Genomic DNA, 21,490 nt, shown 5'->3' on the forward strand with positions numbered 1-21,490 from the left:
GCGTTACGCCGCTGGCGACCGTCCGTTCGAACGATGACTGCCGACGAGCCACCCGCGACGAGGACCGCGGCGACGCAGGAGTTCTACACCCGCTACGCGTCGCTCTACGATCTCATCGCGCGCCGGACGCCCGGCGTCCGTCGGCTCCGCCGGGCCGGCGTCGATGCGCTCGACCCCGACCCGGGAGACGTCGTCGTCGAGGTGGGCTGTGGAACCGGTGCGAACTTCTCGCACCTGCGCGAGCGCGTCGGACCCGCTGGTGTCGTCGTCGGGGTCGACGTCACGCCCGGCGTGCTCTCGATCGCCCGCGACCGCATCGAACGGGCCGGCTGGGACAACGTCCACGTCGTCCGCGGCGACGCGCGGCGGCCGCCCGTCGCCGACGCGGACGCCGTGCTCGCGACGTTCCTCTCGGGGATGCTCGCCGACCCGGCCGCGGCGGTACGCGGATGGGCCGACCTCGTCGGGCCGGGCGGGCGACTCGCGCTCGTCGACCTCGGCCGCAGCACGCACCCGCTCGCCCGCCCGCTCAACGTCCCGTTTCGGGGGCTCGTTCGCGCGTCCACGCCGCCGAGCGGCGGAGCGCGACGCGAGGCTCAGCCGACGCGCGTCCTCGAACGGCGGCTGGTCGCGGCCCACCGCGAACTTGACCGCGTCTGCGCGGACGTCCACCGCGAGACGCGGGCGCTCGGGTTCGCCCGCGTCGCCGGCGGCCGGGTGGGGGAACGGTGACGAACGGCGCGGCGGCGTGACTGGCCGGTCGTCGGTGAAAAGTGAGCGTAATCAGTCGTCCACGGCGACGCGAACGCGTCGTGGTCCAACGCCGCGGGCGTTCAGTCGTCCGCGGCGGCCGTCGGCGCGAAGTCGACCGGCGTCGCGTCGCGACCCAGTTCGTCGAGGCAGGCCTGCGCGCCGCGCTTTCCGGAGAGGAGCATCGCGCCGAACGTCGGCCCCATCCGCGGCAGCCCCTCGACGGTGGCGACGGCCATCCCGGTGGCGACGACGCCCGGATGAACCGCGCCGGTGTGCTCGACCACTTGATCCTCCGACTCGCTGACCCACATCGAGTCGTGCCCCGGCGAGTCGTGCCCGGGCGCGCCGTACTCGTCGTCGCTCGTCGCGTCCATCCCCGTGTTGTGCTCGTCGGCGTGCTCGATCCCCGGCGCGTCGAGCACGCCGCGCTCTGCGAGCTTCGAGACGACCACGGCCTCGTGGCCGGTCGAGTCGACGACGAGGTCGGACTCGACGGCGACGGGGTCGACGCAGGTGAGCTCCCGGGGCAACGCGTGTACGGGCGTCCAGTTGAGGACGACGCCCCCGACTCGGTCGCGCTCGCGGGTGACCACGTCCGTGAACTCCGTCATGTTCTGTACCGTCGCGCCGGCGTCGCAGGCGGCCTCAATGAGCGCCGAGACGGCGTGCGGACCGTCGGCGACGTACAGACCCGACGCCTCGTCGGACTCCTCGTAGGGGACGCCGAGCTCCTCCAGCACGGACTGCGCCGGGTCGCGCACCGTCACCTTGTTCATCAGGAACCCGCCGAGCCAGAAGCCGCCGCCGAGGTAGTTGTTCTTCTCGACGACGGTCACGTCGACGCCGCGCTCGGCGAGTTCCTTCGCCGTCACGAGCCCCGACGGACCGCCGCCGACGACGATGACGTCAGTGTCGACGCGGTCGAGGAAGTCCTCGCTCCACTCGCTGGCGATGGCCCGCGTCACCTGTGCTTCGCTCACGTCCGCGAATCCGTCGAACTCCTGCATACAACTGAGTGATACCACTACGTACTAAGACGTTTCGGTCGCCGTGATACGGCGGGACAGTCGTCGCGGTACGCTGGTCGTGTGCGATCGGCGCCCGAGGGCCGAACGACTTACCCGCTCACGCCCCAATAAGAGAGACGATGAATATGCTCGTCAACGGTGAGTGGCGAACCGACGCCTACGAGGCGACGAACGAGGAGGGGGAGTTCGACCGGGACGAGACGTCGTTCCGCGACTGGGTCCGGAACGATCCGGACGCCGAGTTCCCCGCCGAATCCGGGCGCTATCACGTCTACATCTCACGGGCGTGCCCGTGGGCCCACCGCGTGGCGATGACCCGGCGGTTGAAGGGGTTAGAGGACGACATCTCCCTCTCGATCGTCGAGCCGGTCCGTTACGACGACGGCTGGGAGTTCTCCGAGACGCACCCCGATCCGCTGTACGGCGAGGCGTACCTCCGCGACGTGTACACTCGCGCCGATTCGGAATACACCGGTCGCGTGACCGTCCCGGTCCTCTGGGACCGCGAGCGGGAGACCATCGTCAACAACGAGTCCCGCGAGATTATGCGGATGCTCGACACCGAGTTCGACGGCGCGAACGACGTGGATCTCTGGCCCGAGGGCCACCGCGAGGAGGTCGACGAGACCATCGACTCGATCTACGAGTCCATCAACAACGGCGTCTACCGCGCCGGCTTCGCCGACACGCAGGAGGCCTACGAGTCCGCGGTCGCGGACCTCTTCGACGCGCTCGACCGCTGGGAGTCGGTCCTCGACGAGCGGCGCTTCCTCGCGGGCGAGGTCCTCACCGAGGCCGACGTCGCGATGTTCGTCACGCTCGTCCGATTCGATCACGTCTACCACACCCACTTCAAGTGCAACCGCCGGGCGATTCACGAGTATCCGAACCTCTGGAACTACACGAAAGAGCTCTATCAGCTCCCCGGGGTCGCCGAGACCGTGAACCTCGATCACATCACGCGGCACTACTACATGAGCCACGACGACCTGAACCCGAAGCGGCTCGTTCCGACGGGCCCCGACATCGGCTTCTCGGAGCCGCACGACCGCGATCGGCTTCCGGCGGATCTCTCGCCGGCGCTTCGGGGCGACGCCGCCCCCGCCGACGACTGAACTGCGCTGCTTTGCGATCACGGCCGCTGCGACTGATCCGCGTTTCCCGCTATCACGGCCGTATGGCTCTGCACCCCCGCCGGCACCCGTCGCTTTCTTGTCCGACCGATTCCTCCCCACGCGTATGACTGACAGCGCTGACCCCCCCTCGTCGACGCCCGAGGAGACGCGACGGCGGACTCCCGGCGGCGGCGTCCGCCCCTCGACCGAGGCGATCGAACCGGACGCGCCCGACGCGTTCGGCCTCGTACAGGCGTGGTGGGGCGACGGCAAGGGCAAGACGACGGCCTCGCTCGGGATGGCGTTCCGCGCGGCCGGCCACGGCTACCGCGTGCACGTCCTGCAGTTCCTGAAGGGCGGCGCGGACTCCGTCGAGAGCGTCCGCGGCGAGTACAACGCCATCGCTTCGGTCCCCGGGATCTCCTATGAGAACACCGGCCACTACGGCTGGCACGGCCTCCTCGACGGCTCCGACGAGGACGAACATCTGGCGAAGGCCCGCGGCGCGCTCGATCGATCGAGGGAAGTCCTCGCTGGCGCCGCGGAGGTGGACCTGACCGCGCCGCTCGACCCCGACGCCGATCCCGAGGCGGGCGTCCACATGCTCGTTCTCGACGAGGTCCTCTACGCGGTCGAGCAGGGGCTGATCGACGAATCCGACGTCCTCGACCTCGTCGACTCCAAGCCCGCGAACCTCGAACTCGTCCTGACCGGCGGTCACGCGGAGCCGACGTACCTGCTCGAGGCGGCAGACCTCGTGACGGAGGTCCGGAAGGTGAAGCACCCCTTCGACGAGGGCGTGCGGGCCCGAAAGGGCACCGAGTACTGATGGTCGATAGCTCTAGGCGAACCAGCCCCGATACCGCCGAGACGGTCCTCGTCGCCGGCACGGCGAGTCACGCCGGCAAGAGCACGGTCGCCGCGGGGCTGTGCCGCCGCCTCGCCGCCGCCGGCGTCGACGTCGCGCCGTTCAAGGCGCAGAACATGAGCAACGAGGCGCGGGCGGTCGTCCGGCCGAGCGCGGTTCGCCGGGGGGACACTGATGGCGACGTGGGGACGCCACCCGAGAGCGACCCCGCGTTCGGCGAGATCGGGGTTTCACAGTACGTACAGGCCCGTGCAGCCGGCGTCAGACCGACGACCGATCACAACCCCGTGCTTTTGAAGCCACGCGGAGGCGGGGAGTCCCAGCTCGTCGTTGACGGCGTCGCGGTCGGTCACTACGCCGCGGGCGACTACTACGCGGACCACTGGGACGAGGCCAGCGCGGCCGCCGAGGCGGCGCACGCGCGTCTCGCGGCCGAGCACGAGGTCGTCGTCGCCGAGGGTGCCGGCTCCATCGCCGAGGTGAACTTCCACGACCGCGACCTCGCGAACGTCGAGACCGCGCGCTTCGCCGACGCGCGGATCCTGCTGGTCGCGGACATCGAGCGCGGCGGGGTCTTCGCCTCGATCCTCGGGACGCTGGAGCTTCTGCCCGCGGACGTCCGCGAGCGCGTCGTCGGCGTCGCGATCACGAAGTTCCGCGGCGACCGCTCGCTGCTCGCTCCCGGCATCGACGACATCGAGGCGCGAACGGGCGTCCCGGTCCTCGCGGTGCTCCCGTACGAGGACCCCGGCCTCCCCGAGGAGGACAGCGTCTCGCTGCCGCCCGCGGGCCACGCGTCCGTCCGCGGCGGCGACGACGGCGTCCCCGACGACCGGAGCGTGACGGTCGCGGTCCCGCGGCTCCCACGCGCGTCCAACACCGCCGACGTGGACCCGCTCGCCGCGGTTCCGGGCGTTCGCGTCGCGTTCGTCCCGCTCGACGCGCCGCCGTCGCACCCCCGCCTCACCGACGCCGACGCGGTCGTTCTCACCGGGACGAAGAACACCGCCGACGACCTGCGGGCGCTCCGCGAGGCCGGACTCCACGAGCGGCTCCGGGCGTTCGATGGGCCGATCGTCGGCCTCTGCGGCGGCTACCAACTCCTCGGCGAGCGCCTCGTCGACGCCGGCACCGAGGGCGTCGCAGACGAGGAGTCGACGCTCCGCGGCATCGGGCTGCTGCCGGTCGAAACGGCGTTCTCCGCCCGGAAGCGCGTCGCGCCGGTCGAGTGGACGATCGAGGGGACGGGCCCGCTCGCCGGCGCGACGGGCGGCGTCACGGGGTATGAGATCCACGCCGGCGAGACGCGGTTCGTCGACGGAGACACGCCGCCCCGACTCGTCGAGACGCCGTTTTCGGCACCGGGCCGCGAGCCCGTGGCGCTCGGCGCGAGCGTCGGGCGCGTCCTCGGGACGTACCTCCACGGCCTCTTCGAGAACGACGCCGTCCGGGACGCGTTCGTCGACCGCGTGTTCGAGCACGCGGGGGCGTCGCGACCGACTGCCGGGACGTCGCGGTCGGCTGTCGGGACGTTGCGGTCGGCTGTCGGGGCGTCGCGATCGGCCGTCGGATCCGATTCCATCGACGATACCCCGGACGACCCCTACGCGCGCGCCGCCGACCTCGTCGACCCGATCCCGCTCGGCGTTCTCTGCCCGAGATTCGAGTGATCGGCCGATCCTCGGTCGTCGGAATCAACGCCGAGAATCAGACTCGAAGAGTTTTACAGTCCCGCCCCGAGGGCCGAGTATGGTCGAGGCGTTCGCCGTCGCGAGCGGCAAGGGCGGCACCGGGAAGACGACGAGCACGCTGGCGCTCGGGATGGCGCTCGCCGAGCGGTACGACGTCACGGTCATCGACGCCGACACGGGGATGGCGAACCTCCTGTTTCACGCCGGCTTGGACGACGCGGACGTGACGCTGCACGATCTGCTCGTCGCAGACCGGGACGTCCCGGTCGAAGACGCCGTTTACGAGCGCTTCGGGATGTCGGTCGTCCCCTGCGGGACGAGCCTCGCGGCGTTCGAGGCGGCCGATCCCGCCCGCCTCCGCGACGTCGTCGCGGACCTCGCCGCCGACGCCGACGTCCTGCTCTTGGACTCGCCGGCGGCGCTCGGGTCGAAGAGCGCCGTCCTCCCGATCGTGCTGGCCGACCGCGCGGTCGTCGTCCTCCAGCCGACGGTCCCCTCGCTGTCGGACGGACTGAAGGTGCAGGAGTACGCCCGCTCCTACGGTACCGAGACCGCCGGCGTGCTGTTCAACCGCGTCCGACCGGACGAGGACGTCGAGTCGATCGCAGACCAGGCCGCCCGCTACTTCGGCGGGACGGCGCTGGCGAGCGTCCCCGAGAGCGACGCGGTGCGAGCGGCGCGGCGGGCCGGAGAGCCCCTGCTCGCGCACGCCCCGGACGACCCCGCGGCCGACGCGTTCCACGAGGCGGCGGCCAAACTCGACGTCCGGGCCGGTGACGCCGGGGCCGCCCGCGTCGCGGACCGATTCCGGAGCGCCGTCGTCCCCGACCGCCCGTGACGATGGTCGTCGATGGCCACATCCCGGAGGGGGAACTCTGCCGCTCCCGGACCGACGACAGCATCGGCGACGCGCTCGCGGCCGTCCTCGACCGGGAACTCACCGGCTACGTCGTCTTCGAGCCTCGCGGGTCGATCCTCCTCGACGACGGCGAGCGCGCGGTCCTCACCTTCGAGGCCGGCGTCCCGGTCCTCGCATACCACCCGGCCAGCGACGCCGGCGGCGACGACGCCCTCGAGGCGCTCACCGGCGGCCCGTTCCACGTCGAGATGTACGAGCTCCCGCCGGCGGCGCTGGCTGCGGCCCACCGCGTGGAGGAGCTGTCCGTCGGGCCGACCGCCCCGGCGCGAACGCTCACGGCGGACGAGACGCTCCTCGAACGGACGCGAGCGGCCGCCCCGGAGGAGCGGCTGTCCGCCGAAGCGGAACCGGGGTCGGTCGAGGCGTTCCTCGCCGACGCCGAGCGCATCGGGGAGATCCGCGAAGAGGCCCGCGCGGAGGCGGAGGCGCGCGCCGCCGAGTGGGGGCTGACGGAGCAACTCGAACACGAGCGGTGAACGCTCTGTCTCCTCTGTGCGCCGGGCGTGAACCGCAAACGGGGATATAAATACTATCGGGGGACCATACAGCGACGTGAGCGTCCTCTCGTTGCTCCGCGCGCGTTCGCCCGCCGACTTCACCGACTGGTTCCGCCCCGGGGCCGAGTACGTCCTCCGCGTCGCCGATGGGATGGGGTTTCACACCGGCGACCTATCGGGCTTCATCGACGAGGCCGAGACGTCGATGCGGGCGGGCCGGACCGGCGCGGACGTCGCGCCCGTGGTCAACCGCCTCATCGCGGCCGACCTGTACGCCGACGCCGCGTTCGGCCTCCCGTTTCTGGAGTGGACGCCCGTGTGGTACGAACTTTCGCTCGCCGCGCCGACGGCGTACGCCGCCTGGCGGCTCAGGCGCGTCGCCGACCAGTACGCGGCGACGATCGATCACATCACCGTCCCCCAGTTCAGCCGGCCCACCGACGTCGTCGTCCGCGGCCGACCCGCGACCGCGTTCGTCTCCGGGTTCGCCGATCGCTTCGCCTTCGCCGACGCGGTGCTTCATCTGGAGTGGTTCGACTACGTCGCGACCGAGTGCGGACTCGGCGTCCCGCCGGGGCTGATCGAGGAGACGCGCGCGCAGACGGTCGGCTACTACGTGGGAGACCTCGATATCGACGACCTCGATCCGGACGTCCGGCGGTTTCAGTACCTCCTCTTCACCGACGACGAGTGGGCCCGGGCCGTCGACGACGCGTACGGACTGAACAGCTCGCTCTTCTCGCTGTGGGAGCGCGTCTGCCGCCGCGAGCGCGAGCGGTTCGGCGGCCGAGAGCGGTAGCCGCCACCGCGTCTGGACTCCCCTCGCTCCGTCGCCGCCGTCACCGTCGCGTCGGTCCCCAGCCCATCGCCGCCGTCACCGTCGCGTCGGTCCCCAGCCCATCGCCGCCGTCACCACCGCGTCGGTCTCCGCTCCCCCGTCGCCGTCACTCGATTATCGGTGTAGATAACTGGGGACACCGTTTATATACCATCGGGGAAGAAGCGACGGTATGTACGACCGACAGGACACACCCGAGGAGGCGGGATGACGACGCCGGAGGGCGGTACTGAACCGGTCGACCCGCTGCGGTCCGATTGTAAGCTTGAGGGGTCAGAGGGCACGGTGCCGGGCGTTCCGGGTCCCGAGCCACCGGGGAGTTCCGACGCGTGGTACGCGCCGTCGGTCCGGGCCCAATACGAGGTCGACCCCGGTGTCGTCGTCACGATCCGCGACGCTGCCGACGGGGTCGGATTCGACTATCAGATCCGAGAGCCCGCGCTCGATGCCGGCGCCGAGCGGGCCCTCCAGACGGTGCTGGAGTACTTCTCGGACGTCGAGGGGCGCCGGCCGCTCACCCGGCAGGGGACGGCGGAGCGGGCGGCGTCCGGGCTGCCGCCGAAGTACCGGCGCGTCCTCGACCGCCTCCTCGACGTCTCGCCGACGACCCGCCGGCGGATCGAGTACTACGCGACCTGCGAGCTCCGGCTGCTCGGGTCGGTGACGCCGATCGCGCTCGACGACCGCGTCGACGTCGTCGACGTCGAGGGCGAGACCGACGGCGCGCTCGTCGTCCACACCGAGAACTACGCGCCGGCGGTCACGTCGTTCCGCGCGGACGCCGAGTTCGCCACGCGCGTCGCGGGCGAACGGCTCCGCCACTACGCCGTCTCCTTCGCCGGCTTCGACGTCCCGGTCGTGGTCCACCGGGACCGACTCCTCGGCGACGACCGGTTCGAGGCGAAGTACGCCGTGCTCGAACCCGACCTCCTCCCGGGCGACGAGGCGCTCATCGAGGAGTGCAAAGAGCGCATCTGGGAGGCGAACGTCGAGGAGATCGTCGAGGACCGGACGGCGTTCATCCGCCGGCGCGCGCGGTCGTTTCTCTCCCGGCGGCTCACCGCCCGCAACACCCGCGCGTGGCTCGAATCGACTCGGTACCGCGTCCGCGAGGCGCTCTCGGCGTACGGCGTCGGCGTCCCGCCGGTCGATCAGCGCTACGCGCAGGACCGCCTCGACGACCTCGTCTACTACGTCCTCCGCGACTACGTCGGCGAGGGCGTGCTCACGGTTCCCATCCGCGATCCGCACCTCGAAGACATCGAGGCCAACCGAGTCGGCGAGCGGGTGAAAGTCGTCCCGCGCGCCGACGTCGTCCGGGCGGGCGAGCGCGTCCCGACGAACCTCACGTTCGAGGACGAGACGGGCTTCGTCAACGTGGTCACGCAACTCGCCGCGGCCGACGGCGTCGAACTCAGCGCCAGCCAGCCCTCTGCGAAGGTGAATCTCCGCCCCGCGGGTGTCGCCCCCGACGCGACCGGCCACGGGGAGACGATCCGCTGTGCGGTCGCGCTCCCGGTCATCTCCGAGGACGGTCCGCACGTCTCGATCCGCAAACAGGCGGCCTCGCCGCTGACCCCGATCGACCTCGTCGGGTTCGGGTCGCTGCCGATCGAGCTGGTGACGCTGCTTTGGCTCCTCTATGAGCACCACCGCGTCGTCCTCTTCTCGGGGCCGACCGGCGCGGGCAAGACGACGCTGATGAACGCCCATATGCCGTTTATCCCGTACGATCACCGCCCGATCAGCATCGATGAGGGCTCCCGGGAGGTGTATCTCCCCCACGAAACGGGAGTCTCGCTGACGACCCGCGACCACGAGAACGAGTACAAGCGCGTCTCGATGGCCGATCTGATGACCGAAGCAAATTATCTAAACCCCGACGTCGAGGTCATCGCCGAGGTCAACACCCCGGAGTCGTTCGAAACGTTCGCAGAGGTGCTGAATACGGGGCACGGCGTCGTGGGAACGACGCACGCCGAGGACATCGAGACGCTCGTGAACCGCGTGGTCGAGCAGGGGCTGCCCGTCTACCTCCTGCGGGAGTTGGACCTCGTCGTGTTCCCCCGGCGGGTCGACGGCGAGCGGTACGTCGGCTCGGTGGTCGAACTGCTCTCGGAGGCCGACTACGAGAGACTCCCGGCCTCCGCGCGGACGGGCGTCGTCGAGAAGGACGGCACGACGCTCTACTACAACACGGTGCTCTGGCGGGAGACCGACGGCTCGTTCGCGATGGCCTACGACCACCCGTCTCTCGGCGGCGAACACGCCGCAACGGAGGGTGAGACCCAGCGCAGCGCGCTCTGCGTCTTCGATCGGATCGCGGCCGCGACCGACCGCGACGTCGAGGCGATCGAACGCGAGTTCCGCCGCAAGCGCGGCTACGTCGAGTACCTCCTCCGAGAGGGCGTGACCGACGTCGACCGCCTGTTCGGCTTCCTCTCGGACCTCCGGACTGACGAGGCCGCGATCGTCGAACGGGTCCGACGGCGGCACGCCCACCGGTCCGGCGCGAGTGACGCGGCCGATTCGACCCGCCGGGGGGACGGGCGCGGTGAGTGAGCGACCTGACTCGACGCCGGCGTCCGACGCGGACTCGCCTCGCGGCCGGTCGGGCGGTGCAACGCGGTCGCTCGGCGCGTTCGACCGCGCAGCGTACGCGCTGTTCGCCGGGCGGGCGGACTCGCGGCGCCACGAGCGCGACCGGCGCGCCTACCGCGGGACGAACCTCACTGTCGCGTTCGATCTGTACCTCGCTCGCGTGTACGCGCTCTCGTGGCTGCTGGCGGTTCTCTTCGGCGGGTTCGCGGCCGCAGTGGTCCTCGCGCTGCCGCCGGCTCTCCTCGAATCGGCCGCGGCGACGCTTCTCGAACGGATCGGCCAGATCGGCGACGGCGGGCTTCGCGGTGTCGCGGCCGCTGACGGGCTCCCCCCGACCGACCGGACGCTCGCGGTGCTCGCCGGCGGCCTCGGCCTGCTCGTCGCGACCGGCGTCCGGTTCGGCGTGGTGTACGCCGGCGGCCGGCATCTCCGGTGGCGCACCACGGCGCGCCGCGCGAGTATCAACCGGACGCTCCCGAGCGCGGTGCGCTATCTCAACGTGCTCGCCTCGGGGAGCGACAGTCGGCGGGCGATGCTCCGCCGCGTGGCCGACACCGACGCGTACGGCGAGACCGCCGTGGCGCTCCGGAAGGCGCTCAACACGGCGGCGATGACGGGCAACGTCGACGAGGGGCTTCGACGCGTCGCCCGCGACACGCCCGCACAGGACACCCTCGCGCCCTTCCTCCTGAAGTTCCGAGAGCACGCCGAGCAGGGCTCTGACGCGCTCGGAGAGTACCTCGCGATGGAGAGCCGGATGCTGCGCCACCGGCAGGACCGCGACCGCCGACGCGCGGAGGGATTTCTCGAACTGCTCGCTGAGCTGTTCGTCGTGCTGCTCGTCCTCCCGGCGCTCTTGGTGATCGTCCTCACCGTGATGAGCATCATCTCGCCCGCGCTCGCCGCGCCCGTCCGGACGCCGTTCGGGGCGGTCACGCTCCGCGCGCTCGCCGTCTACGGGAGCGCGGCGTTCATTCTCGCGATCGGGATCGGAACCGCGGGGCTCGTCGGTCGGCTCCGCCCGCCCGACCAGCACGTCGTCTACCGCCGGCCCGAGCGCGCGACCGAGCTCCTCCGCACGGCGACGACGAACCCCGCGAGCGCGGCCGTCGCGTTCGCGCCCATCGGCGTCGCGGCGTTCGTCGCGTCGGTGCTCCTCGGCGTCGACGCGGTCGTCGCGCTGCTCGTCGGCTACGTCGGCTTCGCGGTCCCCGTCGGGCTCGTCTCCGTCCGCCGCGCGCGACTCGACGACGCGAAGGACCACGAACTGAAGGACTTCGTCCACGCCGTCTCCGGGCACGTCAACCTCGGCCGGCCGTTCTCCGCGGCGGTCGAGCACGTCGCCCGGGACGTCGACCTCGGCGCCCTGAACCCCGATGTCGCGGATCTCTCGTTGAACCTCCATCTCACGACGCCCGGCGGCGACGCGGGGACGGACCTGCGGACGGCCGCGCTCGATCGGTTCGTCGACCGGGTGGGGACCCCGATGGCCGAACAGACGGTCGGGCTCGTGATCGGCGCGCTCGATGCGGGCAGCGACACCGGGGTCGTCTTCGAGACGCTGCAGGGCGAGGTCGGACGGCTCTACCACGAGAAGCGGGCGCTCCGGTCGGGGATGCTCGTCTACGTCGCGGTCGGGTGGACGACCGCCCTGCTGGTCGTGGGCATCAGCGTCGCGACGAGCGCGCACGTCTTCGCCGGCTTCGATCGCCTGTCGACGATGTCGGAGCTCTCGGGCGTCGCGGTCGACCCCGGCGCCGTCGACCTCGCGCGCGATCAGTACCGCGTCTACGTGACCACGCAGGCGACGATGCTCGCCTCCGGCTGGTTCGCGGGCGCGGCCAGCCGCGGGCCCTACGAGGCGCTGCTGCACTCCGGCTGTCTCGTCGCCGTCTGCCACGTCGTCTTCACGGGGGCCGGGCTGATATGAGCGACCGCGCCACCGGCGGTCCCGGCCGAAACGGCCGGGCGCAGACGGCAGTCGTCGGCGTCGCGATCCTCCTCGGCGTGACCGTCATCGCCGTCGGCGGGCTGACCGCCACGGCGGGGTCGATCGTCGAGGACGGCGCGGCGTCGGCCGCGGCGACCCGCGTCGGCGACGACTTCGAGACGGCGCTCGGGCCGGCGCCCCGCGAGCGCGCGACGACCGTCGAACTGGCCGCCGGGACGATACAGGTGGTGAACCGGTCGGTGTGGCTGCTCGACGACGACGGCGTCGTCTGGGCGGGACACGCCGGTGCGGTCGTCTACACCGACGATGGACAGCGGGTGACCGGATTCGCCGGGGCCGTCGTCCGGAGCGACGAGCGGGGCGGCCGAATGATCGCGCCGAGCCGAATCGCGCCGGCCGACGGCACGCTCTTCGTCGGGGTCCCGGTGTTGAACGCCAGCGGCGCCGACGGCGTCGCGACGGGCGGACACCGCCTCGCGGTGACGCTGCGCTCGGACGCGCGGACCGACCGCGTCGACCTCCCGGCGTCGTCGTATCGCGTCGCAGTCGAGACCGAGACGCCGGCCGCGTGGGAGCGACACTTCCGCGAGCGGGGAGCGACGACGACCCGCCGAGACGTCGACGGCGACGGCGTCCCGAGCGTGGTCGCCTCGTTCGAGGGCGAGCGGACGGTGCACCTGCTCGTTCACGACGTGCGGCTCGACGTGGGGGTCAGTCGGTGACCCGCAGACGCGACCGCGAGGCACGGAGACGAGTCCCGCGGGGGCAACGGTCACGCGACCGCGGGCTCTCTCCGGTCGTCGGCAAGACGCTCGAACTCGGAATCGGCGTCCTGTTCGTCGCCCTCCTGACGGCGACGTTATTCGGCGGCGTCGCACCGGAGTACCGCGCGGCCGTCGGCGACGAACTCGGCGACCGGACGCTCGTCGCGGCCGGCGAGCGCGTCGAGGCCGCCGTTCCCGCCGGCGGGTTCGCCGGGCTCGATCGAAGCGTCGCCGTGCGCCTTCCGCAGGCTATCCGCGGCGACCCCTACCGAATCGTCGCCGATCGCGACGCGGGCGACCCGACGCTTCGGCTCGTCCACCCCGACGCCTCGATCGGCGGCCGCGTCCGGCTGTCGCTCCCGGAGCGCACGGAGCTACGCGGCTCGTGGCGGAGTTCGTCGCCGTCGCGAGTGCTCGTCAGCGGAGGCGAGGGGGTGCTCTCGGCGACGCTCGTAGACGACGGGACGGCCGGCACCGACAGCGGGACAGCCGGCACCGACGACGGGACGACCGCGGAGGAGGGGCCGTGACGGCGCGCGCACAGGCGAACCTCCTCGGGTTCGCCACGGCGGTCGTCGTGATCACGGCCGTGACGGTCGCCGGCGTGGCGCTCGCGGACGACGCGCTCGCCGACGTCGACAGGGATCCCGGGCGGGCGCACGCCGCAGAGCGGCTCGCGGCGTTCCTCGTCGACGGCGACGCGCCGCACACGCGGCGGTCGAATGCGCTCCGCTCGGCGGCCGTCTCGAACCTGACCGCGTCCGACCTCGACGAGGCCGTCCCGCCGGTCAGGGGACGGCCGGTCCGCGTCTCACTCGGGGGCGACGTGCTCGTCGACCGCGACGGATCCACGGATTCGATCGGGGGGCCGGCGGCGGAGGCGGCAGGGGGAGTCCGGAGTCCGTCGGACGCGCGGGGTCAGCCGAGTGCACAGCGCGCGGCGGTGACCCGAATCGAACGGCGCGTTCGGGTCGAGCGGGCGGTTCGGAGATCCGAGCGCGTCGACCTGTCGGAGCGGCGCCGGATCGAACTCGACGAGCACGTCGGTGAGGTGACGGTGACGATCGCCCCCGGAGGCGCGCCGGTTCGGACCGTCCGCGCCGGCGGTCGGGTCGTCCTGCACGACTCCGCCGGGCTGGCCGGCCGATACGCGTTCGATCCGCCGCGGACGCGTCCGCTCGCCGTCGAGTTCGAACCGTCGGGATCGGCGGCGTCGGGGCTGTCCAGACGCGCTGCCGGCACGGCGACAGTCACGTGGACGGCGACGAACGCGAGCGTCGAGCGGTTGGCGGTGATCGTCGGTGAGTGAAGCGCGAGCGCGGGCGCAGCTCGCGACGTCGCTGGTCGAGGCCGCGGTCGGGGCGCTCCTCGTGCTCTCGGTCGTCGCGGGCTTCCTTTGGGCTCCCATCGACGCAGTCGACGGGACCGCCGAACTGGATCGGACGGCGGCCGACGCCCTCGCCGTTCTCGACGCGGAGCCACCCGAGACGGACGGCCGCAGTCGACTCGCCGCGGCCTGCCGCTCCCCGGACGCCTTCGCGAGCGAGCGCGACGCGCTGGGAGCGAGGCTCGACGCGGCGCTTCCCGGAGGGGTGTTCGGCCGACTGGAAACACCGCACGGCGCGGTCGGCCCGCCGAAGCCGAACGGTGTGCTGTCCGGGAGCGCGACCGTGTCGACGGGGCGCTGTCGCGTCGATCTCCGGGTGTGGTACGTGTGAGCCGACGGAACGAGACCGCCGGCGAATCGTCCCGGAGCGGCCGTCGCGACAGGGGACAGCTGGTCCTCGTCGCCGCGGCGGTCGTCGCCGTCGCGTTCCTCTCGATGACGCTGGCCTACGCGCAGCTCGGCTACGACGCGGATCGACGCGGTGCCGGGGCCGTCGATGTCGCGTCCCTGAGTACTCTCGACGGGGAGCTCTCGGCGGCGTTTCGAGCGGCGGTGCGCGACGTCGAGGGCGACTACCGCTGGTCGGAGCGGGCGCGGGCGACGGCGGACGTACGGTCGTCGCTCGAGGACGCTGCCGATCGGCTGGAGCGGGCCCACGCCGACGAGAGTCGCTCGCTCACGGTGACGTTCGACGAGGCGGCGGCCACCGAGTGGGCGCGCGAGCGGTGTCCCGGCGGTGACGGCCGCGACTTCGGTCCCTGTCGAGCCAGCGGCGGGGTCGTGATCCAAGAGCGCGCGGGGGAGACGACAGTCGTCGCCGCCGCGTTCCGCATCCGAATCGTCTCGCCGGCCGAGACGACCACAGCGACGTCGGTTCCGCGACTCACGTGAAGCCGGTATCCACGTGGATCCGAGGCTCACTTGAAGCCGCGGCTCGCCAGGTGGTAGCGGAGAATCTCCGCCGTTCCGTCGACGAACTGACCGAGATCGATCGACGAGAGCTGCCGGTTCAGCGCGTCGAGACGCCAGAAGTGTTCGTTCCACTCCGCGAGAAACGCCGCTTCGATGTCGCTCGCTTTGATCCGGTCGATAGCCCGCGCGGTGTCCGCGGTGTCGGAGCCGTCGTGGCTCGACACGTCGCACGGATCGATGAGGCCCCGTTCCAGCGCGGCGACAACGACTCCCGAACTGACGTCGCCCTCACGAATCTCCCGTTCCCACGTGCTGAGCCAGTTGCCGATCCGAGCCATCTGCTGGGCCGTGTCGATGAGCTCTCGAAGGCCGGCCAGCGCCACCGTCAACTCGCGTGAGGTGTGCATCAGATCGATGTCGAGATAGCTGTACATCCCCATATTGTGGACTTCGTACCGCCGCAGGTCCGAGAGCGTCGCGAGGTCCGGGTGCGCGATGGCGAGGGTGCTGTACTCGATGGCCGTGAGGACCTGCGTGAGATCGAATTGAAAGAGCGGGGCGTAGCGCTCGAACGCGGGCGCCCGCCGAAGCCGTTCGGTCAGCGTCTCCCACACGCGCGTGGCGAACGCGACGTACGCCTCGTCGACGGCCGACGATCCTCGGGGGGCCTCGTCGACGGCTGCCGAGTCCCGAGAGACCGCCTCGTCTGCGCGGCCGAGCGAGTGCTCCGACCGGACCAGCGAGCTAATCGCATCGAAGGTCTCGCGGTCCCGCCGCGACTCGAGGAGGTCGTCGAGAATCGTGATGAAAAGCACCAGCACCGTCTTCGTCGTCGCGACCGTCTCCCGGTAGCGCTCGTCGACGAACGGCATCGTGTTGGCCGGCGCGAGGCGATGGACCCACTTCCACACGAACGGCGGGCGGGCCGCCTCGAAGTCCTGATACTCTGTCACGAGGGTTCGGAGCGCGGGCGGCAGGCTGTGTCCCCGGACCGATTCGAGGAGCGAGGACGCCACCTCGCCGTCCATCGACCGGACGATGCTCGCTGCGGGTTCTTCGAGCGCCACGTTGGGTAGTCCGTCGTCGCTGACCTATGTAAATGGTTGCGAGGGCGAGTTCCCCGCCCAACCTCATCCGTTCCCTCGCGGAACAGAGAGCGCTCCAACACGGCTGAGGGAACCAACAAAAGCCCGGATCACCGTTCCCGAAGCGATTGACGCGAGGGTGGCCGCACCGCGGGACGTCACCCGCCGAGCGCGGCGAACACGCCGTAGCTTCCCAGATAACACACCGTGATGACTGCCGCGAAGCCGACGCCCCCGAGGAGCGGGCGACGGAGCCTGACGATCCAGAAGAGTGCAGCGAACATCGCGCCCTCGGCGACGACGATGAACGCCGGCACGTGACCGAGCATTGCGAACGGAGCGCGCTCGTACATCCAGATGTCGGCGAAGCGGGCGCCGTACTCGAAGATTCCGACGAGCACCATCGCGGAGACGGCCGGAACGGCGGTGGCGGCGACGGGGCCGAACGTTTCGCCGAGGCGACGGCCGAAATACCCGAAGTAGGTGATGACGAGCGCCCACGACAGCGGCATATACAGCGGTGACCCCAGAAGCATCGGCAGCGCGTCGGGGTACACGAGCGACCCCGTCGAGACGAGAAACGCGTCCACGCCCACTTCGAGCACGCCCGCGACGGTCGCCAACACGAGGATGTCGCGGACCTCGGGAGACCGGACCGCAATTCCGACGCCGATCGCATAGAGGAGGCCGTTGTACGCGTACGTCAGCCACAGCGGCGTCTCGAACGCGACGACGTGGCCGAAGACGACGAGGTTGATCCCGATCCAGCCGAGCATTCGCCGGTCCGTCGCCGTGAGCGCTCGCGGTCCCGCTTTCAGCGTCTCGCCGGCGGTTGTGTCGGACGCCCCTCTCATCTCCGCTCGGCGCCTCCGTGCTCGTTCATTCGTCGCTCTGTCCGAGTCGAAATCGGGGCGGAACGTAAAGGTACGCCTCCGGAGACCGTGACGGATTTCCGGCGCGCAGTATTGTGACTCGCTGTCACTCCGGTCCGAATGTCCGACTCGATCCGTCGGCGTCTGTCGATTCGGTGACGCCTCCTTCGACTGGTGGTTTGATGTAGCAGGACCACTTGGGACCAACACGACACTACTCTCGTATGGTGTGGGAACTCACTGCGGTCTCTGCCGGCGGATTCGTGGCCGTCGGCCTCTACGCGGTCCTCGCGTTCGTCGGCTGGCAGCACCGGGACTCACGGTGCGGGCGGGAGATCGCCGTCTTCAACGTCGTTGTCGGCCTCTCGGCGCTCACGTATGCGATCCAGGTCGGGTTCGATTCGGTCCCGACGCAGGTGTTCTGGTGGGAGCTCACCTTCGCGCTCTCGACGGGCGTGCCGTTCCTGTGGCTGATTTTCGTCGTGCAGTACGTCAGCCGCTCCCGGTGGCTGACGCCGGGTCGAGCGGCGCTTTTCGCGGTCGAGCCGGTCGCGGTACTCGCCGCGATCGCGACGAACTCCTCGCACAATCTCGTGTGGTCGGTCCCGCCGGGGACGACAGCCACCGCCGGGTCCGCGATCGAACTCGCCTTCGGGCCGCTCTACTACACGCACCTCATCCTCGCGTACGTCGCGGTCGCCGTCGGGATGACGATGATCTTCCTCGTGGGACTCCGCTGGTCGCTCGTGTACTGGAAACAGGTGGCCGTGCTGTTGGTCGCTCCGCTTCCGCCGTTTCTCGCGAACATCGCGTTTATGTTCGGTGTGAGCCCCATTCCCAACCTCGATCTGACGCCGTTTCTGGTCACGTTCACCGGAACGCTTCTGGTTCTCGGCCTCTACCGACTCGACCTGCTCGAGCGGACGCCGATCGCGCGCCGCAGAGTGTTGGAGTCGATGGGCGACGGACTCGTCGTCCTCGACGCCGACCGCACCGTCGTCGACGTCGACGACGTCGCCCGTCGCATCCTCGATCCGGAGCCCCGCGTTGGACAGTCCATCGACGCGGCCTTCCCCGATCGGTCGTGGGAGCAACTCCACGGGACGACCGTCACCGACTCGCACAATCACGCCTTCGACATCCGAGTATCGGAGCTGGCCGACGAGCGCGACGACGAGATCGGCTACGCGCTCGCGCTCCGGGACGTGACCGGCCGTCACCGATACGAACAGCGCCTCGAAGTCGCGAACCGCGTCCTCCGGCACAACCTCCGAAACGATATGAACGTCGTCCGCGGCTACGCCGAACTCGTCGCCTCCGAGTCGACGACCGACGCGCAGAACGCGGCCGAGTCGATACTCGGCCGGACCGACGACCTCCTCGCCGTCAGCGACAAGGCGCGGAAGGTCTCCGAGCTCGACGACACGCACGCGCGGACGCCCCGGACGCACGACATCACCGCCGTCGTCGCCGGCGCGGTACACCAGTCCGAGCGTCGGCACCCGGACGTGGTGTTCTCCTTCGTCGGCTCACCGCACGTGAAGGCCGGGCTCACCGACGTCAGCGCGCTCGCGACGGCGCTGCAGGAGTTGATCGATCTGATCGTCACCCACGCGGACCGCGACGACCTCGTACTGCGGATCAGCGTGGAGGACCGCGGCGACGCCGTCGTGTGCGTCGAGTCGAACGGCCCGGGCATTCCGGCGGTCGACCGCGAGGCGCTCGCGGCCGGGTCGGAGACGCCGCTGCACCACGCCGAAGGGCTGAGCCTCTGGCTCGCGTACTGGTGCGTGATTGAGAACGGCGGCCAACTCTCCTTCGAGGGCGAGTGCCCCGGCGAGAGAGCGCACACAGACGACACTCCGCCGTCCGACGGCGGGGCCGAGGCCTCCGGCTGGAACGTGGTCGCCTTTCTCACCCTACCCGAACCCGAGGAGTGACCGGAGCGTTGCGGCGGTGCAGTTAGCAAGCACGTTGTACCGCGAGGCTCGCCGCCGTTCCGCGTCGAAGCCGCGGCTTTTTCCCTCCAGGTTTTTGTGCGGAGGGGTCCGCGGGACCCCTCCGTAGAAAAAGGTGGGTTATCGTTCGTCCGGCAGTTCGTCCGCGACGAAGGGCCGGTCCGACGACGGCTCGAACGACGGAAGCTCCTCGTCGGTGTCGACCGCTTCGATCTCCTCCTCGTAGAGCCGCTCTTGGAGTTGGGTGCGCTTGTTCCGACCCTTCCGCTCCCGCCCCGATTTCGTGTCAGGCATTGTCACTCGTGTGAACCACACCCATAGTAATTAACTTTGTGTCGAGGGCGGACGCGCTCTGAGGGACGAATCGGCTGAGAGACGGCCCGTTCTGGAGTCGGTTCTCTCGTGGAAACGCCGCTATCGGATCTGACACGGTTTTAAACCCGACGGCGGGGGCCCCAGCGCTCCTCACGCGTGGTCCAAAATCCCGTCGTCGCCGCTTTCGAGTCTCGACGCGGCCGCTCGGCGACGCCACGTCTCGCTCCGCGCTCGATTCGAGAAACGCCGGGACAGGGATTTGAACCCTGGATCCCAGAGGGAACACGCTTTCCAGGCGTGCGCCTTACCACTCGGCCATCCCGGCTCGGCCGAAAGTAGCCGACTGGGTCGTTTAAGTCCTTCCTTTCGCGCTAAGTCGGGGTTCGGCGACGTAGGAGGTGGTCGCCACGACGGCGCCGACGCAAAGCGCGAGGACGGCCGCGGTCGGGGCGGTAACCCCCAGCGGACCGACGAGTAGGCGGTACCCTTGGACGAGAACGAGGAACGTCAGCACGCTGACGAGCCCCCACAGGAGCGCCGATCGAGTTGGACTCACGCCAGCACCTCGACCGCGTAGCCCGCGTCCCGAAGCGCGCCGAGCAGCTCCTCGATGTGGTCGCGCCCGCGCGTTTCGATGTCGATCTCGACGTCGGCCTCGTTCATCGCGACGTCGCGGGAGGTCCGGTCGTGCTGGATCGCGTAGATGTTCGCCCGCCGCTCGGAGATGATCTCGACGAGGTCCTCTAAGGCCCCCGGACGGTCGCGCAACACCGTTCGGATCTTCAGGTACCGGCCGGTCTCGACGAGCCCGCGGACGAGGACGGTCGTCAGCTGGTTCGTGTCGATGTTGCCGCCGCACAGCGCCGGGACGACCGTCTCGCCCGCCTCGTAGTCGAACGCCTCGAACAGCAGCGCCGCGAACGGGACCGCGCCCGCCCCCTCGACGAGCGTCTTCGAGCGCTCGAGCAGGTACGTCAGGGCGACGGCGATCTCCTCGTCGGTGACGGTCACGACCTCGTCGACGCGCTCGCGGATGATCTCGAAGGGGCGGTCGCCCACTCTGCGGGTGGCGATGCCGTCGGCGATCGTGTTCACCGCGTCGCGCTCGCGGATCTCCCCCGCGCTGAGCGACGCCGGAAGCGACGCCGCGCCCTCGGCTTGGACGCCGATCACGCGAACGTCCGGTTTCAGCCCCTTCACCGCGGTCGCGATCCCGGAGATGAGGCCGCCGCCGCCGACCGGGACGACGACCGTCTCGACGTCCGGACAGTCCTCGACGATCTCCAGTCCGATCGTTCCCTGCCCGGCCATCACGAGGTCGTCGTCGAAGGCGTGGACGTACGTCTGGCCCTCCTCGTGCTCGATCTCGTGGGCCTTCGCCTGCGCCTCGTCGTAATCCGCGCCGTACAGGACCGTTCGGCCGCCGTATCGCTCCGTCGCCTCGACCTTCGAGATCGGCGCGTGCTCGGGCATCACGATGGTCGCGTCGACGCCCGAGCGAGTCGCCGCGAGCGCGACGCCCTGCGCGTGGTTACCGGCGCTGGCGGTGACGACGCCGGCCGCGCGCTCCGCCTCGGAGAGCGTCGCGATGCGGTTCGTGGCGCCGCGGATCTTGAACGCCCCGGTTCGCTGGAAGTTCTCGAGTTTCAGGTGCACGTCGGCCCCGGTCATCTCCGAGAGGGCGTGTGAGTACTCAAGCGGCGTCCACCGGGCCACGTCGCCGATCCGGTCGCGGGCCGCCTCGACGTCGGCGAGAGAGAGCATAGCTGTCGACGCTTCCGCGCCGTTCGGCGTAATACTGTCGCCTCAACGCGCGGACGCGCTGTCGCCTCCCCGTGGGCGTGCTGTTGTCGCCTCGCGGGCGCGCCGCTGCGGATCGCCATCAATCACTGTCACGCGCGCGATCAACCGCCGGCGACGGCGACGGATACGGCGA

The 21,490-nt window shown here is 70.6% G+C and carries 21 protein-coding genes and 1 tRNA gene; 15 read left to right on the plus strand and 7 right to left on the minus strand.

Annotated features, from left to right (window positions below):
• The first annotated feature begins 33 nt into the window (after positions 1–33).
• A complete protein-coding gene (locus ACT3HL_RS01380) occupies positions 34–732 on the plus strand; it encodes a methyltransferase domain-containing protein (protein WP_445085012.1) in 699 nt (232 codons plus the stop codon).
• 101 nt (positions 733–833) lie between these two features.
• On the opposite strand, the gene ACT3HL_RS01385 is transcribed toward ACT3HL_RS01380, so the two are convergent.
• Entirely contained in the window at positions 834–1,760 is a 927-nt protein-coding gene (locus tag ACT3HL_RS01385; RefSeq protein WP_445085013.1) for a sulfide-dependent adenosine diphosphate thiazole synthase, read from the minus strand.
• Positions 1,761–1,900: 140 nt separating this feature from the next.
• Here ACT3HL_RS01385 and ACT3HL_RS01390 point away from each other — a divergent pair, with 140 nt between their 5' ends.
• The 13 genes from ACT3HL_RS01390 (at position 1,901) to ACT3HL_RS01450 (ending at position 15,303) form a co-directional block, all read left to right on the plus strand.
• Positions 1,901–2,896: a glutathione S-transferase C-terminal domain-containing protein gene (locus ACT3HL_RS01390; RefSeq protein ID WP_445085014.1), complete on the plus strand. Its 996-nt coding sequence runs from the start codon at positions 1,901–1,903 to the stop codon at positions 2,894–2,896.
• 124 nt (positions 2,897–3,020) lie between these two features.
• On the plus strand, positions 3,021–3,725 hold the full coding sequence (locus ACT3HL_RS01395; RefSeq protein WP_445085015.1) for a cob(I)yrinic acid a,c-diamide adenosyltransferase: 705 nt from the start codon (positions 3,021–3,023) through the stop codon (positions 3,723–3,725).
• The gene (locus ACT3HL_RS01400) at positions 3,725–5,434 is read left to right on the plus strand and encodes a cobyric acid synthase (protein WP_445085016.1); all 1,710 of its coding nucleotides are present in this window, start codon (positions 3,725–3,727) and stop codon (positions 5,432–5,434) included. Before ACT3HL_RS01395 ends, ACT3HL_RS01400 begins: the two co-directional genes overlap by 1 nt.
• A 79-nt stretch (positions 5,435–5,513) precedes the next feature.
• Positions 5,514–6,293, plus strand: coding sequence for a nucleotide-binding protein (locus tag ACT3HL_RS01405; protein WP_445085017.1), 780 nt, complete (start codon positions 5,514–5,516; stop codon positions 6,291–6,293).
• A 2-nt stretch (positions 6,294–6,295) separates the two neighbouring features.
• Positions 6,296–6,850 carry a hypothetical protein gene (locus ACT3HL_RS01410; protein ID WP_445085018.1) on the plus strand — a complete coding sequence of 185 codons (555 nt, stop codon included), beginning with the start codon at positions 6,296–6,298 and terminating at the stop codon, positions 6,848–6,850.
• A gap of 76 nt (positions 6,851–6,926) precedes the next feature.
• A complete protein-coding gene (locus tag ACT3HL_RS01415; protein ID WP_445085019.1) occupies positions 6,927–7,670 on the plus strand; it encodes a hypothetical protein in 744 nt (247 codons plus the stop codon).
• Positions 7,671–7,916: 246 nt separating this feature from the next.
• A complete protein-coding gene (locus ACT3HL_RS01420) occupies positions 7,917–10,271 on the plus strand; it encodes an ATPase, T2SS/T4P/T4SS family (RefSeq protein WP_445085020.1) in 2,355 nt (784 codons plus the stop codon).
• Positions 10,264–12,240, plus strand: coding sequence for a type II secretion system F family protein (locus tag ACT3HL_RS01425; RefSeq protein WP_445085021.1), 1,977 nt, complete (start codon positions 10,264–10,266; stop codon positions 12,238–12,240). Before ACT3HL_RS01420 ends, ACT3HL_RS01425 begins: the two co-directional genes overlap by 8 nt.
• Complete coding sequence (locus ACT3HL_RS01430) at positions 12,237–12,983, plus strand: DUF7289 family protein (protein ID WP_445085022.1); 747 nt, start codon at positions 12,237–12,239, stop codon at positions 12,981–12,983. Before ACT3HL_RS01425 ends, ACT3HL_RS01430 begins: the two co-directional genes overlap by 4 nt.
• A complete protein-coding gene (locus ACT3HL_RS01435; RefSeq protein WP_445085023.1) occupies positions 12,980–13,555 on the plus strand; it encodes a DUF7266 family protein in 576 nt (191 codons plus the stop codon). Before ACT3HL_RS01430 ends, ACT3HL_RS01435 begins: the two co-directional genes overlap by 4 nt.
• On the plus strand, positions 13,552–14,334 hold the full coding sequence (locus tag ACT3HL_RS01440; RefSeq protein ID WP_445085024.1) for a DUF7263 family protein: 783 nt from the start codon (positions 13,552–13,554) through the stop codon (positions 14,332–14,334). The genes ACT3HL_RS01435 and ACT3HL_RS01440 overlap by 4 nt, the downstream gene beginning before the upstream one ends.
• Positions 14,327–14,743 (plus strand): DUF7262 family protein, encoded by a 417-nt coding sequence (locus ACT3HL_RS01445; protein ID WP_445085025.1) that lies wholly within the window; start codon positions 14,327–14,329, stop codon positions 14,741–14,743. The genes ACT3HL_RS01440 and ACT3HL_RS01445 overlap by 8 nt, the downstream gene beginning before the upstream one ends.
• Complete coding sequence (locus ACT3HL_RS01450) at positions 14,740–15,303, plus strand: DUF7261 family protein (RefSeq protein ID WP_445085026.1); 564 nt, start codon at positions 14,740–14,742, stop codon at positions 15,301–15,303. The genes ACT3HL_RS01445 and ACT3HL_RS01450 overlap by 4 nt, the downstream gene beginning before the upstream one ends.
• Before the next feature lie 26 nt (positions 15,304–15,329).
• On the opposite strand, the gene ACT3HL_RS01455 is transcribed toward ACT3HL_RS01450, so the two are convergent.
• Positions 15,330–16,391: a hypothetical protein gene (locus tag ACT3HL_RS01455; RefSeq protein WP_445085027.1), complete on the minus strand. Its 1,062-nt coding sequence runs from the start codon at positions 16,389–16,391 to the stop codon at positions 15,330–15,332.
• A gap of 176 nt (positions 16,392–16,567) precedes the next feature.
• On the minus strand, positions 16,568–17,263 hold the full coding sequence (locus ACT3HL_RS01460; RefSeq protein ID WP_445085028.1) for a DUF6989 domain-containing protein: 696 nt from the start codon (positions 17,261–17,263) through the stop codon (positions 16,568–16,570).
• 242 nt (positions 17,264–17,505) lie between these two features.
• Here ACT3HL_RS01460 and ACT3HL_RS01465 point away from each other — a divergent pair, with 242 nt between their 5' ends.
• The gene (locus ACT3HL_RS01465; RefSeq protein ID WP_445085029.1) at positions 17,506–19,221 is read left to right on the plus strand and encodes a histidine kinase N-terminal 7TM domain-containing protein; all 1,716 of its coding nucleotides are present in this window, start codon (positions 17,506–17,508) and stop codon (positions 19,219–19,221) included.
• 138 nt (positions 19,222–19,359) lie between these two features.
• Here the strand turns inward: ACT3HL_RS01465 and ACT3HL_RS01470 are convergent, their stop codons facing one another.
• From ACT3HL_RS01470 to ilvA, 4 genes are all read right to left on the minus strand, one after another.
• Complete coding sequence (locus ACT3HL_RS01470; protein WP_445085030.1) at positions 19,360–19,533, minus strand: hypothetical protein; 174 nt, start codon at positions 19,531–19,533, stop codon at positions 19,360–19,362.
• Positions 19,534–19,798: 265 nt separating this feature from the next.
• Positions 19,799–19,879, minus strand: a tRNA-Ser gene (locus ACT3HL_RS01475).
• A gap of 27 nt (positions 19,880–19,906) precedes the next feature.
• Complete coding sequence (locus ACT3HL_RS01480) at positions 19,907–20,110, minus strand: hypothetical protein (protein WP_445085031.1); 204 nt, start codon at positions 20,108–20,110, stop codon at positions 19,907–19,909.
• A complete protein-coding gene (gene ilvA / locus ACT3HL_RS01485) occupies positions 20,107–21,318 on the minus strand; it encodes a threonine ammonia-lyase (RefSeq protein WP_445085032.1) in 1,212 nt (403 codons plus the stop codon). Before ilvA ends, ACT3HL_RS01480 begins: the two co-directional genes overlap by 4 nt.
• Positions 21,319–21,490: the final 172 nt, after the last annotated feature.

It is taken from the genome of Halobellus sp. GM3 (assembly GCF_052545375.1).